The sequence below is a fragment of the Sphingomonas arantia genome, from assembly GCF_042682045.1.
GTDB classification, from domain to species: Bacteria; Pseudomonadota; Alphaproteobacteria; order Sphingomonadales; family Sphingomonadaceae; genus Sphingomonas_R; species Sphingomonas_R arantia.
This window is the reverse complement of the sequence record NZ_JBHUGS010000004.1, coordinates 10,962-25,107: the sequence shown is the minus strand read 5'-3', so window position 1 is coordinate 25,107 and position 14,146 is coordinate 10,962. Positions and strand designations below refer to the sequence as shown.

Annotated in this window: 21 protein-coding genes; 13 read left to right on the top strand and 8 right to left on the bottom strand. The window is 65.7% G+C overall.

Translation table 11 applies throughout. From position 1 onward, the window contains the following. Nucleotides 1-124: 124 nt before the first annotated feature. The 7 genes from ACFSGX_RS14110 to ACFSGX_RS14080 form a co-directional block, all read right to left on the bottom strand. The gene (locus ACFSGX_RS14110) at nt 125-433 is read right to left on the bottom strand and encodes a hypothetical protein (protein WP_380930868.1); all 309 of its coding nucleotides are present in this window, start codon (nt 431-433) and stop codon (nt 125-127) included. Beyond that, nucleotides 430-570 (bottom strand): hypothetical protein, encoded by a 141-nt coding sequence (locus ACFSGX_RS14105; RefSeq protein WP_380930866.1) that lies wholly within the window; start codon nt 568-570, stop codon nt 430-432. Before ACFSGX_RS14105 ends, ACFSGX_RS14110 begins: the two co-directional genes overlap by 4 nt. After that, on the bottom strand, nt 567-887 hold the full coding sequence (locus tag ACFSGX_RS14100; RefSeq protein WP_380930865.1) for a hypothetical protein: 321 nt from the start codon (nt 885-887) through the stop codon (nt 567-569). Before ACFSGX_RS14100 ends, ACFSGX_RS14105 begins: the two co-directional genes overlap by 4 nt. After that, nucleotides 884-1,279 (bottom strand): hypothetical protein, encoded by a 396-nt coding sequence (locus tag ACFSGX_RS14095; RefSeq protein WP_380930863.1) that lies wholly within the window; start codon nt 1,277-1,279, stop codon nt 884-886. Before ACFSGX_RS14095 ends, ACFSGX_RS14100 begins: the two co-directional genes overlap by 4 nt. A 190-nt stretch (nt 1,280-1,469) precedes the next feature. After that, on the bottom strand, nt 1,470-1,883 hold the full coding sequence (locus tag ACFSGX_RS14090; RefSeq protein ID WP_380930862.1) for an HIRAN domain-containing protein: 414 nt from the start codon (nt 1,881-1,883) through the stop codon (nt 1,470-1,472). Beyond that, nucleotides 1,880-2,170 carry a hypothetical protein gene (locus tag ACFSGX_RS14085; RefSeq protein ID WP_380930860.1) on the bottom strand — a complete coding sequence of 97 codons (291 nt, stop codon included), beginning with the start codon at nt 2,168-2,170 and terminating at the stop codon, nt 1,880-1,882. The genes ACFSGX_RS14090 and ACFSGX_RS14085 overlap by 4 nt, the downstream gene beginning before the upstream one ends. Before the next feature lie 415 nt (nt 2,171-2,585). Beyond that, nucleotides 2,586-3,350: an XRE family transcriptional regulator gene (locus ACFSGX_RS14080; RefSeq protein ID WP_380930858.1), complete on the bottom strand. Its 765-nt coding sequence runs from the start codon at nt 3,348-3,350 to the stop codon at nt 2,586-2,588. 23 nt (nt 3,351-3,373) lie between these two features. Between ACFSGX_RS14080 and ACFSGX_RS14075 the strand changes: the two genes are divergently transcribed. The 11 genes from ACFSGX_RS14075 (at nt 3,374) to ACFSGX_RS14025 (ending at nt 11,147) form a co-directional block, all read left to right on the top strand. Then, entirely contained in the window at nt 3,374-3,556 is a 183-nt protein-coding gene (locus ACFSGX_RS14075; protein ID WP_380930856.1) for a helix-turn-helix domain-containing protein, read from the top strand. Nucleotides 3,557-3,872: 316 nt separating this feature from the next. Next, nucleotides 3,873-4,181, top strand: a complete 309-nt coding sequence (locus tag ACFSGX_RS14070) for a hypothetical protein (protein WP_380930854.1) — start codon at nt 3,873-3,875, stop codon at nt 4,179-4,181. A gap of 116 nt (nt 4,182-4,297) precedes the next feature. Beyond that, nucleotides 4,298-4,504, top strand: a complete 207-nt coding sequence (locus ACFSGX_RS14065) for a hypothetical protein (RefSeq protein ID WP_380930853.1) — start codon at nt 4,298-4,300, stop codon at nt 4,502-4,504. Beyond that, on the top strand, nt 4,501-5,055 hold the full coding sequence (locus ACFSGX_RS14060; RefSeq protein ID WP_380930851.1) for a hypothetical protein: 555 nt from the start codon (nt 4,501-4,503) through the stop codon (nt 5,053-5,055). The genes ACFSGX_RS14065 and ACFSGX_RS14060 overlap by 4 nt, the downstream gene beginning before the upstream one ends. Continuing rightward, on the top strand, nt 5,052-5,852 hold the full coding sequence (locus ACFSGX_RS14055) for a hypothetical protein (RefSeq protein ID WP_380930850.1): 801 nt from the start codon (nt 5,052-5,054) through the stop codon (nt 5,850-5,852). The genes ACFSGX_RS14060 and ACFSGX_RS14055 overlap by 4 nt, the downstream gene beginning before the upstream one ends. After that, the gene (locus ACFSGX_RS14050) at nt 5,849-7,084 is read left to right on the top strand and encodes a DUF7146 domain-containing protein (RefSeq protein ID WP_380930849.1); all 1,236 of its coding nucleotides are present in this window, start codon (nt 5,849-5,851) and stop codon (nt 7,082-7,084) included. Before ACFSGX_RS14055 ends, ACFSGX_RS14050 begins: the two co-directional genes overlap by 4 nt. Further along, a complete protein-coding gene (locus tag ACFSGX_RS14045; RefSeq protein ID WP_380930847.1) occupies nt 7,081-7,674 on the top strand; it encodes a DUF2312 domain-containing protein in 594 nt (197 codons plus the stop codon). The genes ACFSGX_RS14050 and ACFSGX_RS14045 overlap by 4 nt, the downstream gene beginning before the upstream one ends. A gap of 9 nt (nt 7,675-7,683) precedes the next feature. After that, on the top strand, nt 7,684-9,273 hold the full coding sequence (locus ACFSGX_RS14040) for a DNA primase family protein (RefSeq protein WP_380930845.1): 1,590 nt from the start codon (nt 7,684-7,686) through the stop codon (nt 9,271-9,273). Nucleotides 9,274-9,570: 297 nt separating this feature from the next. Continuing rightward, entirely contained in the window at nt 9,571-10,059 is a 489-nt protein-coding gene (locus tag ACFSGX_RS14035; protein ID WP_380930843.1) for a hypothetical protein, read from the top strand. Nucleotides 10,060-10,239: 180 nt separating this feature from the next. After that, a complete protein-coding gene (locus tag ACFSGX_RS14030) occupies nt 10,240-10,593 on the top strand; it encodes an HNH endonuclease (RefSeq protein ID WP_380930841.1) in 354 nt (117 codons plus the stop codon). A gap of 77 nt (nt 10,594-10,670) precedes the next feature. Next, nucleotides 10,671-11,147 carry a hypothetical protein gene (locus ACFSGX_RS14025; RefSeq protein WP_380930840.1) on the top strand — a complete coding sequence of 159 codons (477 nt, stop codon included), beginning with the start codon at nt 10,671-10,673 and terminating at the stop codon, nt 11,145-11,147. Here the strand turns inward: ACFSGX_RS14025 and ACFSGX_RS14020 are convergent. Further along, the gene (locus ACFSGX_RS14020; protein ID WP_380930838.1) at nt 11,140-11,265 is read right to left on the bottom strand and encodes a hypothetical protein; all 126 of its coding nucleotides are present in this window, start codon (nt 11,263-11,265) and stop codon (nt 11,140-11,142) included. The two genes, ACFSGX_RS14025 and ACFSGX_RS14020, sit on opposite strands and share 8 nt — an antisense overlap. Between ACFSGX_RS14020 and ACFSGX_RS14015 the strand changes: the two genes are divergently transcribed. Continuing rightward, nucleotides 11,258-12,880 (top strand): terminase TerL endonuclease subunit, encoded by a 1,623-nt coding sequence (locus ACFSGX_RS14015; RefSeq protein ID WP_380930836.1) that lies wholly within the window; start codon nt 11,258-11,260, stop codon nt 12,878-12,880. The two genes, ACFSGX_RS14020 and ACFSGX_RS14015, sit on opposite strands and share 8 nt — an antisense overlap. Continuing rightward, nucleotides 12,880-14,145, top strand: coding sequence for a phage portal protein (locus tag ACFSGX_RS14010; RefSeq protein WP_380930835.1), 1,266 nt, complete (start codon nt 12,880-12,882; stop codon nt 14,143-14,145). Before ACFSGX_RS14015 ends, ACFSGX_RS14010 begins: the two co-directional genes overlap by 1 nt. The last annotated feature ends 1 nt before the right edge of the window (nt 14,146 follow it).

The following is a 14,146-nucleotide window of genomic DNA, read 5'->3' as shown; positions in this document are numbered from 1 at the left end:
CTACTGGGAAAGTCGGCATCGTATTGCCGCTGCATCTTGTCGAGCGTTCCCACCACGAAACAAAGGGCTGCGATCGCACCACCCCCTCCGCTGGCCAAAACGACCAAAATCCATTGCCCCGCGCTCACTGCACCGTCTCCCCGGATTGATTGATGCGGCCGCGGTCGAAAGCGGTCAGCTGGTCGAACAGGCAGTCGACGGCGGCGTGCAAATAGGCGCGCTGGCTTTCGCAGCCCGGCTCGTGCTGCATAGTTGAGAAGGCGCACGCGACGGCGATGAGGCCGGTGGCGCAGCCGTCCGCGACCAAGGCCGGGCAGATGCCGTTGGCTACGTGGACGTCCATCGCGTCCGCGACAGCGTCGCCGACGAGGCGGCGGACCTGCTCGCCGATCGTGCCGAGCGTCACGTCGTCCTCGGTGACGACGACGCTCATGACACGACGCCCGTCAGCAGGACCATCAGGATCGTGACGCCAATCGTCACGCGCCAGGACAGGACCGCCCCGCATGCCGGGCGATCACGGTCGACCTCGCGGTGGAAGCGGCCGAACGGGCCATCGGCGGGAGTCATGACGGTTCGGCTTGGCTGGACGGCGGCATGGCGAGCGCCCGCATGCGATTCTGCAGCCTCACCAGATCGTCGATGAAGTCGGTCAAAGCGTCGTCGTCGAGAGTCAGCATGACGCTGTCTTCGAGATCGTCCGATCCGCCGCCGATGTCGCCGGTGATGGCCAGCGTCACGCCGCCCAGTTCGGGGGTGATCCATGCCTGCGTCTGGACGTTGCCGTAGACGCGCTGCCGGCACTGCCCGTGCAGCGCGTCGGGGACCAGGGCGTCGCCCATCTCGTCGACGACGAGGGGCGTGTCGAGGATGGTGAAGGTGTTCATCCGAACATGTCCTCGATCAGGACCGCGTTCCAAGTCGTGGTCGGGTGGGGCCGGCGACCGGGGACGAAGCCGCGCACGGGGACCTTGCCGCTGGCGTAGCCCGCAGCCTTCAGCGCGGCGTCGAAAGCGTTGCGGCAGGCGTAGCGGTTCGCTTCAAAGTCGGTGGTTTCGAGCCAGACAACGAAGTCGGCGTACAGGTGTTCGGCGGGGGTGGCCGCGCCGTCCAGCGGCTCGGCGACCAAGCGCGCGTCACGCCACTGGTGGAAAGCGCCAGTGGTTGCTGCCGGGGACAGATCAGCGATGTCGACGCGGGACGAAATGCCCGGCCCGTGGATCAGCGCGCGGTCAGTGCCGATGCGCTGGTGGATGGTGACTTCCTGGCCGTCGTACATTGCGAACGACCCGGCGAACGGGAATGGGGGTGCCGAGTGCCCTTGGGATGTAGCAAACGGAATGGTTGCAGACTGCACGGCTCGGTCTCCATTCAAGACCCGTGGTTGCCCCAAGGAGGAGCGCGGGCTGATGAACAAAGAGCTATATGCGTCAATGCATAACGTCAACGTATAATTATACGTCGACGCATTAGTCGTCCGGCGGAATATAGTCCGGATAGAAGCCGCTACCGTCGTCGAACGATTCCACCGGTTCGGGTTCGCGCGGCAGGGGTGGCGGGGGAAGGACTGGGTCACTGCCGTCCAGCGTCACGCGGATGATCGCGCTCTTGCCGCTGATCGCTTGGAATATGGCGCGCACGTCGGCGCCGGATGACATCTGGCTGCCGATCCACGGCGCGCGTTCGGCGGTGAGATAGCCCAGCTGGACGCCCCGCTCGCTCATCACTTTGATGGCGTGCGGATCGACGGGGTTCTTTGGTTCTGGGACTAGCTCGACCGGGTCGCCGGGAGCGCATAGCTCTACTTCGAAGCGCCGCGCCGGGCCGCGCTGGTTCTGGTAATCGACGCCAACCACCATGAGCGACAGCGTCGTTATCGTCACTTGGGTGCAGGCGTCCGTCGCAAGAGTTCGTCTAGCTTGCGGGCGTTCGCTGCTGCCGCCGCGTCCTGGATCTGGTCGCGCTGTAGCTGCGCCTGCCGCGTGTCGGCGTTGCCGATGCCTGCGTCGAACCGATCGCCTGCGAACGAGAGCACTGCCAAGGTGCCGAGGAACAGAGCACCAGCCGACCCCCAGATCGTGGCCTTGGTCGGCAGGCCGTCAAGCTTCGCCATGAGGCGGGACTCTACCGCTTCATCCGCCTTGTCGACGTAATCTTTGATCGGAACCATGCCGTTGTATGTGCCACCGCCGCCCCCGCCGTTCAAGGTGCCCGGTTCGTCCGGCTGCGGGCGCTGTTCTGGAGGTGCTCGAAACGGGAAAACATTCCCCCCTGGTTCAGCCAACGGTAGGTTCCTCGTCTGGGGTGATGCCTGGTAAGAAGGACAAACCTAGGTGCATTGCGGAGAACTGACGAAGGAAACCGCAATGCTGGCACACGGTCACTACGATCGGCAACGACACATTCGGATGACCATTCACGTACGCGAAGCTCATCTGCGATCCGTACTCAACGACTGTTGAGTGCAGCTTCCCGCAATTTGGGCAAGGGTCTTCGGGATCAGCAACGCGTTCGTTTATGCACTCAGCAACCTCTTTGATCTGCGCAGGCGTCAGGATCCTAACCGAGTTCATACTAAATATCCGTCACAGATCACGCGCGAAGCGGATCACCCTGCCCCAGATCACGACATCGTCGGCGTCGACCTCGTAAGGCTCGATCGTCTTGTTATCCGAGATTACCAGCACCCGCTTGCCGCCGGCGACCGGTCGCAACCGCTTGATAGCGGCGCCGCCGTTGATTGATGCCGCGTAAATTCGGTCCGAATGCAGAAGCTGGTTCTGGGTCGTGTCGATCCATACTAGGTCGGCGGAGACGAGCGTCGGGAACATGCTGTCGCCCACCCCTTGCGCGATCTTTAGCCGATGTGGCGGTGTGCGGGTGAATGACCGAACATAGGATAGTTCGAACGTCAGCGGCTCGTCCTCGACGAAATCGTCGACCGTGGCGCCTGGCCCCATTGGCAGCGAGAGATCAAGACGGGCGACCTGCGCCAGTTCACCTGACGAAACCGAGCGGGTCGGCGCTTGGTCGGGCACGACCGAAGACGGCGGCGCGGGGGCGTTGACGATCGCCGTATGCCACTCAGCCATCGGAACTTCGGTAAGTTGATGAACGGTCGCGCCGACATACTGGGCAAGCAGCTGCAGCCCTGCCAGCTTCGGAACGGCCCCATTTACCCACCGGCTGATTGTGGGCTGCGACACGCCGCAGGCGGCAGCGACTGCTTCCTGCCGATGCTCGCGCAGGATCGCTGCGACGTTGCTGGCGAAAACACTCATGCGTAGCGCATAATCCACCGGCGGGAGCGGCGTCCAATACGCCGGCGTATATTCCGTTTGCTTGTTCATGCGTCGACGCATATATCGACCGCATGAACCAGATGCGCGAAACCCGGAAAGCTCTTGGCATTACCCAGGCCGAAATGGCTGCGAAGCTTGGCCTTCACCAAGCGACCATTTCGCGTTTCGAAAGTGGCGTAATGGCGATCGACGAACGCACCCGGCTTGCCCTGCGCGCGATTACTCCCACCCCCCAACAAGCAGACGTAGCATGACCGTCTGCCGTGCACAGGCTCATCGGAGCCGCGACCTGCCACCAGTCGACGGTCGCAGCCCGCGTAGCGAACCGCGCGATGCACTGCGGTTCCGGCAGTTCGCGAAAGCGGGCGTGCTGTCGAGTGATCTTCATGATGGGACTGATGCAGCATGAAACAATTAGCGTCAGTATCAAGTGACGCCCTAGTTTCGCGCGATAGCGTGAAAGTGGTGCTACACCGGCTCATTCGCCAAGAGGTGCATGTTCGTCGCGTTTGGACGGCCGAGGCGTTGGCCGCGGAGAGCGGCGTGCCGGTGAACACACTACGGTGCTACATGAAGCCCGACGTCGCCGAATGCAAAGAACCGTCGCTTTCCTATGCCCTTTCGATCGCAGCCGTGATCGGCACACGTGCCGTGAACGCCATCCTCGCGATCATAGGTTACGTTGCTCAGCCAACGGATGAAAGCCAGCGCCAAGGTCCAGCCCATGCGGCGGCGCAGGCGATGTGTCATCTTGGCAGATTTGCCACGGCCGCTGCGGACAACCTCATCGCTCCTCATGAGGAGGGTGAAAGCCGGGCGGCGGCCGACGCGATGATGGAGCTGTTGGCCCCATTCTCCAGTCAGGGCAGCGCGGCATGATGCGTACAGGCGACACAGTTCCAGCGGACGCGACCGTGTTCCCTCCCCAGCTAGCGGAGAAAGTTCCCCCCTTTACCTCTACCGCGGATGTTGACGGGGTACCTCTCTCGCCAATCATGCATCCGCATTGCGCGCTAGGCGAAGTGTCGTTCGGTCGGCGCTGGACAGTTCGCGCGCCCGATGCCGCCGGGCTGCCGTTTCTGATCGAGGGCGACGGCGTCGCATTCGCGCTGGACGTCGGCCACGCGGCCGAACTGCACGTGCAGTTGGGCGTCGCGCTGGTCGAAAACATGCGGCTTCGCCTGCGGCAGGCGCAACCGTGAGCGCGTCGGTCGACGATCGTCCCGTGGCGGGCGAGGCGGTTGGCGTCGTCGCCGCGCCGGACCGCGTGTCGGCCTGGATGGCGGTCGCGCAGCCGGGCGACGAGTTCGTCTATGCCACGCGGCTGCGGCTGCGCCTGCTGCCGGCGAAATCACCCGGCGCTGCGGCCATGCGGTCGCTGGCCGAGGCTGGTCTGGTGCAGCTGTTCCAGCGCCTGGCGGGCGACAGTGAGGGCCAGTGGCGCAACTATGTCGCACGGCGGACGTCGCGGCCGATGCTGCTCGACGATGATGGTGACGCTACGGTTTCAAGATCAGACGCTGTTGCCGAGGATGCGGTCTTAGAGGTGCTGACACGGCGTGCGGCGCTGGCTCGACCCTGCCCATCGCTGCGCGAGTTGGCGCAGTTAACCGAACTGCCGAACGAAGCGTGCGACGCCGCCATGCGCGCCTTGGCGGAAAAGAACGTGATCCACATCGGCACCGTGCCGGCACCGACGCGGCGGGTGGTGACGATCCTGGCAACGGGACAAGCAACAGGGGCGGCACGATGAAGCACAGCGTCTTTCACAAGCGCAGCATGCTCGACTGGATCCGCGTCTGCGCGGACGAAGGCACGACGATGCCGTCGGACGAGGCGATCGTCGAGCGGTTCGGGTTCGCGAACGTCGAGCTGGCGCGCACGCTGCTCGCCGATCTGGCGGACGCGGGTAGCATCCGGATCCACGGTGTTGGTGCGGACCGGACGATCACGTTCGGTCGCGCGAAACCGACGCCGTTGTCCAAGGTGGTCGCGGCACCGCCGGTGCGGCGGGCCGTCGAGCCCGCGCCGCCGTCGCGGGTCGACATGATGCGCGAGGCGGCGGTGCGACTGGCGAACCGTCAGGCGGCCGCATTGACGGCGGCGTCCCAGCCGGTGCCCCGACCCGCTCCGCCAACGCTGCCCGCGGCGCCCCCTCCCCGGCCGGTCGCGAAGCCCGCGCCGCCCCCTTCCCCTCGCAAAGTGGACACGCCGATGCCTGAAGCTCCCATCCTCGTACGTCCCGCCACTCCCGGCGAAAAGCGGCAGGTCACGTTCAGCGTCACCGGGCCGTTGCTGGACCGGCTGATCAAGCACGCGAACGCGCGCGACATGGGGCTCGGGCCAGCGACGCTGGAGCTCGTCAAGCAGCTGGACGCGCCGGTGCAGCCCGCCGCGATCGCGCCGGAGCCGGTGCCGGATAGTAAGCCGTTCCTGTCGGCCGCGGTGCTGCGCGCCTGGCGGGCGAGCGGGGCGGAGTTCGGAACGTTCCTGACGGCCGCAATCGAGCGCGGCGTGCAGGCCGATCAGCAGGATGGGTCCGGTCGGTGAACCATGCCGACCCCGATCTTTTTCAGCGCGCCCGCAAGGTCAGCGCCGGCGAGGTCGCGGCGCGTCATGACGTAAAGCTTGCCCTGCGCGGGCGCTACCTGCGAGGGCCATGCCCGTTCTGCGGTGCGGGCGAACGATCAAAGAGCGATGCGTTCCAGGCGGAGGACAAGGGGCCGTTCTGGCTTTGCCACGCATGCCAGCGCGGCGGCGATGCGATCCTGTTAGAGGCCATCCTGGGCGGTCACGGCGAGGATGGGGCCGCCCGTTACGCAGCGGCGAAGGTGCTGGCGGGCGATGCGGAGCGCATCCTGGTCGCGAGAGCGGCTCGGGAGACGGAGCGTGCCGAGCGGTCGGCCGCACACGGCGATCGCGTCGACAGCGCGGTGGTCGGAACCCATATCTGGAACACGGCTCAACCGGCGCGCGACGAGATCGTCGAAGCATGGTTGCGGTCGCGCGGGCTGGACCCGGACGGGTTGCCAGGTGCCATCGATCTGCTGCGCTATCACCCGCGTTGCCCGGTCCTGCCGTGGCGCGAGGGTGCGGATCCGGAAGCGGGCTGGACCGCACCGGCGATGATCGTTCGGATGGATGTCGTGCTCGGCACGCGCTTCTCCCGGCTGGTCGATCGCGTCGGCGTCCACGCGACGTATCTGGCACCGCACGGTCGAGCCAAGGCGGTGCTGCGCATGCGGGACGGCAGCGAAGTCGCCGCGCGCAAGATGTGGGGACCGGCGCGCGGCGCGGGCTGCTGGCTGACGCCGATCGATGGCGAACCGTCGTCCGGGCCGTTGCTCGTCGGTGAGGGGATCGAGACGGTCTGGTCGATGGCGCAGCAAATGATCGCCGCCGGGCGGCCGGTGCGGGCGCTTGCGGTGTTGAGCCTCGGCAATCTGGAAGGCGGGTTGATGAAGGATGCGCGCGGCGCAATCCCGCTGTGGGCGATCCAGTCCGACCCGCTCAAGCCGCCGCTCACGATCCCCGATGCCGGCGACGTCGTCGTGCTGGTCGATGCCGACATGAAACCATTGCGCGATCGGCTGATCCAGCGAACACGCGGTGCGAGGCGCGAGCGCGGCGAGATCGGGACGCTGCAGCGCGCCGAGATCTGCGCGAGCCTCGCCGTCCAGGCATGGCGGCGGACGCCGGGTGTCGGGACGGTATCGGCGCGTCGTCCGCCGCTGGGCATGGATTTCAACGATCATATCCGGTCCGAGGGGCGCGTCGCATGACGAACCCGTGGGACCGCCACAGCGGTGCGTTCGACCGGCCGTCGAGCTCGGTGCCCGGCGCAACTGCTGATGTGAGCGGAGACGCGCGACCGGATGCTGCCGAGGCCGGCGACGCGGCGGAGCGGTATCGCGGCATCGTTTCAATCGCCGGTGATCTGGTCGGGGAATACGGGCTTAGCGGCGCCCTCGACGTCGTCGAATCGATCGCCGCCGCGGCGCGGGATGAGCAGCGCGACGCCACGGCGACCGAGCTGGTGTCTTACCTCGAACGGGTGGAGCGGCTGATCGAAGAGCGCAAGGCCATCAACAGCGACATCAAGGACGTTCTTAAAGAGGCGAACGGTCGCGGCTTCAACGTTCCAACGATGCGGTGGATGATCGAGCGCCGCGCGAAGGATCCGGACGAGGTGCGCGAAGGCGACGCCCTGCTCGCGATCTACGAGGAATCGGTCGGCGGACTGCCGGTCCGGGTGCCGCTGGCGGCCGTCGAGCCCGATACGCCGGCGCCGAAGAGAAAGGAGAGCGCCCGCAGCAAGGCGCTCCGCGAAGCGCGCGCATTCGCAAGCGCCGCGTCCACCACCACGCACTGAGGGAAGCATATGGACGACGAACTGGACCCGCAGGCAGATGCTTTCGGGATCGACCTGACGCCGGTGGACCCGGTGCAGCTGGCATGGTGCGAGCTGTCCGACCTCGGCAACGCGGAACGGTTGAAAGCCATCACGGCCGGGCGGCTCGCCTTCGTCGATGGCTGGGGCTGGATCGCCTATGACGATACTCGCTGGTCGGCGGAGCATGGCGAGCGTCTCGCCGCGCTGTACGCGCACCAGGTGGCGAAAGGCATGCGCGCGCAGATCGACGCGCTGATCTCCATCCCCGACAAGGAACTGCCCGAATGGTGCAGCGCCGACATGCGCGACGATCGGGTGCTGAACCTGCGCAAATGGTCGGTCAAATCGGGTGATGCCGGCCGGACGACGGCCATGCTGCAACAGGCGTCCCATCTGCTGTCGGTGCCGCGCGAGGCGTTCGATCGCGAGCCGTTCGCGCTCAACGTGCGCAACGGGACCCTGCGGATCTGGCGCGAGGGGCCGGACAAGCGGGTGCGGTTCCGGCTCGATCCGCACGACCCGGCCGACCGGATCACGCGGGTCTGCGCGGTCGTCTGGGATCCGGCAGCCGAATGTCCTAAATGGAACTCGCATATCGAGACGGCGCTGCCGATCGAGCGGGTCCGGCTCTTCTTCCAGGATGTGATCGGGTACAGCTTCACCGGTTCGACACGGGAGCAGATGGCGTTCTTCTGCCAAGGCCGAGGCGGCGACGGCAAGTCGACCGCGCTCAACACGCTGCGCAACATGGCGGACAGCTACGGCCTGACGGCCGACGTGAAATCATTCCTGGAAGAGGGCAACGCTAAGTCGGGATCGGAGGCGACGCCCGATATCTTTCGGATGCAGGGCGACACCCGGTTCATCTCGACGGCCGAGCCCAAGCGCGGCCAGGCGTTGGCGGAAAGCCGGATGAAGGCGTTGACCGGTGGCGGCCGGCTTGCGTCGCGCGAACCCTATGGCCGAAAGCTGGTCGAGTTTGTGCCGCGCGGGAAGCTGCTGCTGGAATGCAACTCCAAGCCGCGGATCTCCGGCGACGACGACGGCATCTGGCGACGGATCATCGTCATCATGTTCCCGCACCAGTTCAAGGGAAAGGGCCTGATTAAGGGCTATGAGGAGCAGCTGGTCCGCGAGTGGCCGGGCATCCTCAACTGGGTGCTGGCGGGTATGGCGCGCTGGATCGAGCGCGGGCAGCTGGACGTCCCGCCCGAGGTCATCGAGGCGGTGGAGGACTACCGCCGGGCGGCCAACCCTTTTGGCGAGTGGTTCGCGGAGCGGGTCGACGTCTCTGACCCGCTCGCCAAGCAGGCATCGAGCGACTTCTACGCCGACTACAAGGCGTGGTGCGATCGCAACTCGGTCGGGGATCGCGAAATCCTCAGCACGACCAAGTTCGGCATCGCGCTGGGCGATCGCCAGCTGCTGAAGTGGAAGGGCGGCGACGGGCGCGTCATGCGCCGCGGTGGCCGCATCCGACCTGGCGAGGGGGCGTCGGGCACGGCCGCGAGCGGCACGCCGGCGGGTGATCAGCAAGCGCCGTCCGAGTGGGGCGAAGACGATGATTGGCCGGTGTGATGGTGCGTTACAGACACAGGACAGACAGTTGCGGCGATGTGTCTGTAGTGCGGAGGGCGCGGCGCGGACCCGATAATCCGCGCGGCAAGTCAAGGTAGCTGACACGGAATATTCGCTTCACTGACCGTCTGTCTGTCTGTCAACTGTCTGTCCCGAGAGCCGCATAAAAGCGTGGGTTACAGACACACAGACAGTTCGGATACTTGCTGGCGCATTCTTCCATGTCTGGGCGTACCTGCATGCGCAAACCCCTCCCATGTGTCTGTCTGTCTGTATTTAGTAATAAGGAAAAAGAATATGGAAAACCGGGAGGACCAGAGCTGGACGTTCGCAGCGGTGCAGGAACGACTGGTAGAGGCGATGCTGATGCTGTGGCGGCTGCCGGATCGGGAGCGCGGCTGGCTGCGCGTGTCGATCTCGTCGCTGTGGTCGCAGTACCATCCGACCGTGGGAATGAACCCGGCGGAGCGAGCAGAGTACCTGCTGTCGCACGACCGGGACGAGGCGCCCCGTTTGCCGGGTCTGACGCGTGCGCAAGTCGGGGCAATGGAGGAGGCTCTGGGCTGGATGAGGTTCGTCGACGTCGCGGACCGCAAGCTGGTCGGGTTGGCAATCACTCAGCTGGCGGAGGGGCATAGTCAGGTGTCGTGGCGGCGGCTGCTGAAGCCGATGGGGCTGACGCTGGGGGCCGATGGGCTGCGCATGCGGTACGGGCGGGCGCTGAACCGGATCGCAGTGGCGCTCGATGATGGCGGAAATCCGTGCCTCTCCGCGTCAAGGCCATAAAGTTGCACGTCGTGAACTTTTGTGTGTTCGCCATATAGCTGATTTGGGCCTATTGGAGACCACACTGGGTCGGGCCTTCGGGTACGGCACAGCACCCCTCCCCTGCCCCCTGACCGCGCCCCGTCCAGCCCCGTGCTGCGGCGGGGCGCGGTGCGTTTAGGGGCGAACGATCGGACCGACGTGGGCAGACTGAAGAGCCTGCCGTCTCGGCTCGCATCGCCGGCGTCGCGCCTGGCGTATCTGCCGGATCGGCCGGCGTATGATCGCAACCGCGATCAGCAGCCATGGCGCAAGTGGTACAAGCTGGCGCGATGGCAGAAGTTGCGCATGCACATCCTGAAGCGCGACCTGTTCACATGCCAGTGGCCCGGATGCGGTCGGATCGAGGCGGACACTTCGCTGCTCGTTGCGGACCATCGCCGTCCCCATCGGGGTGACGAGCGTCTGTTCTGGGACGAGCGCAACCTTCAGTGCCTGTGCAAGCCATGCCACGACGGACCGAAGGCGCGCGCGGAAGCCGACGACTTCGGGTGACCCGGGGGGGGGTCTAAACTGGGAGGGGGCCGCGGGACCTAGACCGCATACGATGCCACGCAGGGATTTTTTTCGTCATGGGTGAGGATTTGGGGCGCGATCTGTTTGGCGACCCGGTCCTGCCGCGCTCCGAGGCCCGTGGGCGGCCCGAGCATTCGTGGTCTCTCGCGAATTCGAACAAGGTGCTGATCGCGTTCGCCAAGGGGCTAAGCGTCAAGGATGCGGCCGTAGCGATCGGGGTTTCGGTCCCGACACTGCGCAAACATTATTTTGCCGAGGTCGCCAAGCGGCAGGCAGCACGGGTCCGGATGGAAATGACCCAGCTGTCCCGGCTGAACGACGCCGCGGCGGACGGCAACGTCGCCGCCGAGAAGGAACTGTTCAAGCGGCTCGACAAGGCAGCTCTCGCGGAGCTCGCCGAGCGGGTCGCAGACCGTGGGCATGTGAAGCCGGTTGCGCAGGCCAAGCTGGGCAAGAAGGCGGCCGCCCAGGTGGCGGCCGGGGAAGTCGTCGGCAAGTTCGCACCGCCACCGCCACCTCGGCTCGTTAACTGATGGTCGCCTGGTCGACCGCCTGCACCGACTGGCAGGACCGGATCGTCCAGCGGCGATCACTTATACCGTTCGACCCGCTGTTCCCCGACGAGGCGGCGGCGGCGCTGGCCGTGTTCAAGTCGCTGCACATCGTCGACCTGCCGGGAAAGCCGACGTTCGGCGAGGCTTGCGACCAGTGGGTGTTCGACTTCGTCGCGGCGATCTTCGGGGCGTATGACGCCACGATCGCGCGCCGGCTTATCCGGAAGTTCCTGCTGCTGATCAGCAAGAAGAATTCCAAGTCGACGATCGCGGCCGGGATCATGATCACGGCGCTGATCCGCAACTGGCGGTTCCAGGCCGAGCTGCTGATCCTGGCACCGACGATCGAGGTGGCCGGCAACAGCTTCGACCCGGCAGCCGGCATGGTCCGGCACGACCCGGAACTGAATGCGCTGCTGCAGGTGGTCGATCACCAGCGGTTAATCCGGCATCGGACGACCGAGGCCGAGCTGAAGATCGTCGCGGCGGACAAGGACGTCGTGGGCGGCACGAAGGCCGGCTTCGTCCTGGTCGACGAGCTCTGGCTCTTCGGCAAGCGGGCGCAGGCCAAGGCCATGCTGCGCGAAGCTACCGGTGGCTTGTCGTCCGCTCGCGAAGGGTTCGTCGTCTACCTGACGACGCATAGCGACGAGGAGCCGCGAGGTGTCTTTAAGGATCAGCTCGACCATTTTCGCGGCGTACGCGACGGCTTGATCGACGATCCGACCAGCCTCGGTGTGCTGTACGAATACCCTCCGGCGATGCTGGAGCGGGACGCCTACCTGGAGCCGGCCAACTTCTACGTGACGAACCCGAACATGGGACGGTCGGTGCACGTGGACTGGCTGGAAAGCGAGCTTGCGCAGGAGTTACGCGGTGCCGGCGAAGGGTTGCAGATCTTCCTCGCGAAGCATCTGAACGTGGAGATCGGCACCCGGCTCAGCCGGGACCGCTGGACCGGTGCGGAGTTCTGGGACGGGGCGATCGACCGAAGCATCACGGTCGCGGATCTGATCCGCCGCTGCGAAGTCATCGTCGCCGGGATCGATGGCGGCGGCCTGGACGATCTGTTGGGCCTGTGCCTGATCGGACGCGAGAAGGGCTCGCGGCGCTGGCTGGTCTGGTGTCACGCCTGGGCCTGGTCGATCGTCTGGAAGCGTCGGCAGGACATCGTGACCAAGCTGAACGAGCTGGTCACGGAAGGGTCGCTGACCAGGTGCGACATGGCCGACGAGGCCGTGATCGATCTTGATCGCGAGGAGCTCGACGAGGAGTTGACCGAGGACATCCGCGGCGTCGTCGATATCCTTGCTCAGGTCCGCGACGCCGGTCTGTTTCCTGACAAGGAAGCGATTGGCCTCGATCCGGTGGGCGTCTCGGCGATCGTCGACGAGCTGGCGACACGCGAGTTCGCCGACGAGCAGCTGGCCGCGATCCAGCAGGGCTACAAGCTCAGCAGCGCGGTGAAGGGGTCCGCCCGCAAGCTCGCCGCGCGCACAATGCGTCACGATGGGTCGGCGCTGATGCAGTGGTGTGTCGGCAACGCCAAGATGGAGCCGCGCGGGACCAGCGCGGTCGCCATCGTGAAGTCGTCCCCGGCGGCAAAAATCGATCCGCTCGCCGCGATGTTCAACGCGGTGATTCTGATGACCAGAAACCCGGAAGCCACAGGCGGCTTCATCTACGAAGAAAGGGGCATGTTGATACTCTGATGCTTAGTCCAGACGACTATCGCCGTGCCTCCGAGGGCCGTTACAGCTCCCACAACGGATCGACCGCAATCGCGCCGGTGCCGGGGCGGCCTGCCCCGTCGAACGTGACGGACGGTCGGTTCTTCGGCGACGACACCTGGACGACTCTCGGCGCTGCCCTGCCGGTGGAGGCCAACACGGCCGAGACTGCCGCTCGGGTCGCAGCGGTGTACTTTTGCGTCTCAATCATCGCGGAAGCAGTCGGCAGCTTGTCCCTCGAATTCAAGGATGACAACGGACCGCGAAACGACTTCCCGCTGGCCGACGTACTCGCCTACGAACCGAACCATCTGCAGACCGGCGCGGAATTTTGGGCAGCCATGGCGTTCGCCGCGGTCCTGCGCGGTGAGGCGTTCGCCGAACCTGTCGCCGGCTTCGACGGACTGGAGATCTGGGCGTTGAACCCACTGCGCGTCGTGTCGGAGTGGGGCGAGCGCAGCATGACGGTCAACTATGCTTCCGAGCAAGGGCGGCGGCGTCTCCTGCCGCAACAGCTGTTCTGGTTCACCGGGATCGCCGATGGCGGGTTGCGTCCGCTGGTGCCGTGGAAACAGGCCAAAGGCTCGATCGACTTCCAGCTGGCGCTGGAGGTCGGCGTGCGGTCGTTTTTCCGAAACGATCGACGTCCGTCTGGCATCGTGACGACCGAGCAGAAGCTGACCGACGAGTCCGCTGCCCGCCTCAAGGAAGGCGTCGAGCGCTGGAAGCGCGGTGGAACGCCGGTGTTTGAGCAGGGCGTCAAGTATGACGCAATTGCCAGCAAGAACACCGACGCCCAGGTCGTCGAGCTTATCAAGCAGCGCACGCTGGAGATGGCGCGATACTGGCGCATTCCCCGATCGATGATCGGGGATGATGACGGCAACGCCGGTAACAATGAGCAGGACACCCGATCCTTCGTGAACTGGGCGTTGCGGCCGCTGACCCGGCGGATCGAGCAGGCCATCACCGTTCGCATGCTGCCGCCGGATCTGCGCGCTGCCGGCGTCCGCGCGAAGTTCAATCTGGACAGCATGTTGCGTGGCGACTCCGCGACGCAGTGGAAGAACGCGGTGCTGGCGCGGACCGCGTCGATTCTCAGCACGAACGAGCTGCGGACCGGCTGGTTTGGCCTGGCTCGTATCGAAGAACCATGGGCGGACGATCCGCGGACTGCGCTGAACAGCAACCGAGCAGCCGACACGCTGACCGGCGGCGGTACTGCCCCTCAGGACAAGGTAGAGTGAC

Excerpts from the sequence above, each read along its gene's own strand:
- ACFSGX_RS14025 (WP_380930840.1), top strand. The coding sequence starts at position 10,671 with ATGGGTGAGGATTTGGGGCGCGATCTGTTTGGCGACCCGGTCCTGCCG.
- ACFSGX_RS14045 (WP_380930847.1), top strand. The coding sequence starts at position 7,081 with ATGACGAACCCGTGGGACCGCCACAGCGGTGCGTTCGACCGGCCGTCG.
- ACFSGX_RS14070 (WP_380930854.1), top strand. The coding sequence starts at position 3,873 with ATGAAGCCCGACGTCGCCGAATGCAAAGAACCGTCGCTTTCCTATGCC.
- ACFSGX_RS14065 (WP_380930853.1), top strand. The coding sequence starts at position 4,298 with ATGCATCCGCATTGCGCGCTAGGCGAAGTGTCGTTCGGTCGGCGCTGG.
- ACFSGX_RS14110 (WP_380930868.1), bottom strand. The coding sequence starts at position 433 with ATGAGCGTCGTCGTCACCGAGGACGACGTGACGCTCGGCACGATCGGC.
- ACFSGX_RS14080 (WP_380930858.1), bottom strand. The coding sequence starts at position 3,350 with ATGAACAAGCAAACGGAATATACGCCGGCGTATTGGACGCCGCTCCCG.
- ACFSGX_RS14010 (WP_380930835.1), top strand. The coding sequence starts at position 12,880 with ATGCTTAGTCCAGACGACTATCGCCGTGCCTCCGAGGGCCGTTACAGC.
- ACFSGX_RS14040 (WP_380930845.1), top strand. The coding sequence starts at position 7,684 with ATGGACGACGAACTGGACCCGCAGGCAGATGCTTTCGGGATCGACCTG.
- ACFSGX_RS14085 (WP_380930860.1), bottom strand. The coding sequence starts at position 2,170 with ATGGTTCCGATCAAAGATTACGTCGACAAGGCGGATGAAGCGGTAGAG.
- ACFSGX_RS14035 (WP_380930843.1), top strand. The coding sequence starts at position 9,571 with ATGGAAAACCGGGAGGACCAGAGCTGGACGTTCGCAGCGGTGCAGGAA.
- ACFSGX_RS14095 (WP_380930863.1), bottom strand. The coding sequence starts at position 1,279 with ATGTACGACGGCCAGGAAGTCACCATCCACCAGCGCATCGGCACTGAC.
- ACFSGX_RS14055 (WP_380930850.1), top strand. The coding sequence starts at position 5,052 with ATGAAGCACAGCGTCTTTCACAAGCGCAGCATGCTCGACTGGATCCGC.
- ACFSGX_RS14105 (WP_380930866.1), bottom strand. The coding sequence starts at position 570 with ATGACTCCCGCCGATGGCCCGTTCGGCCGCTTCCACCGCGAGGTCGAC.
- ACFSGX_RS14100 (WP_380930865.1), bottom strand. The coding sequence starts at position 887 with ATGAACACCTTCACCATCCTCGACACGCCCCTCGTCGTCGACGAGATG.
- ACFSGX_RS14075 (WP_380930856.1), top strand. The coding sequence starts at position 3,374 with ATGAACCAGATGCGCGAAACCCGGAAAGCTCTTGGCATTACCCAGGCC.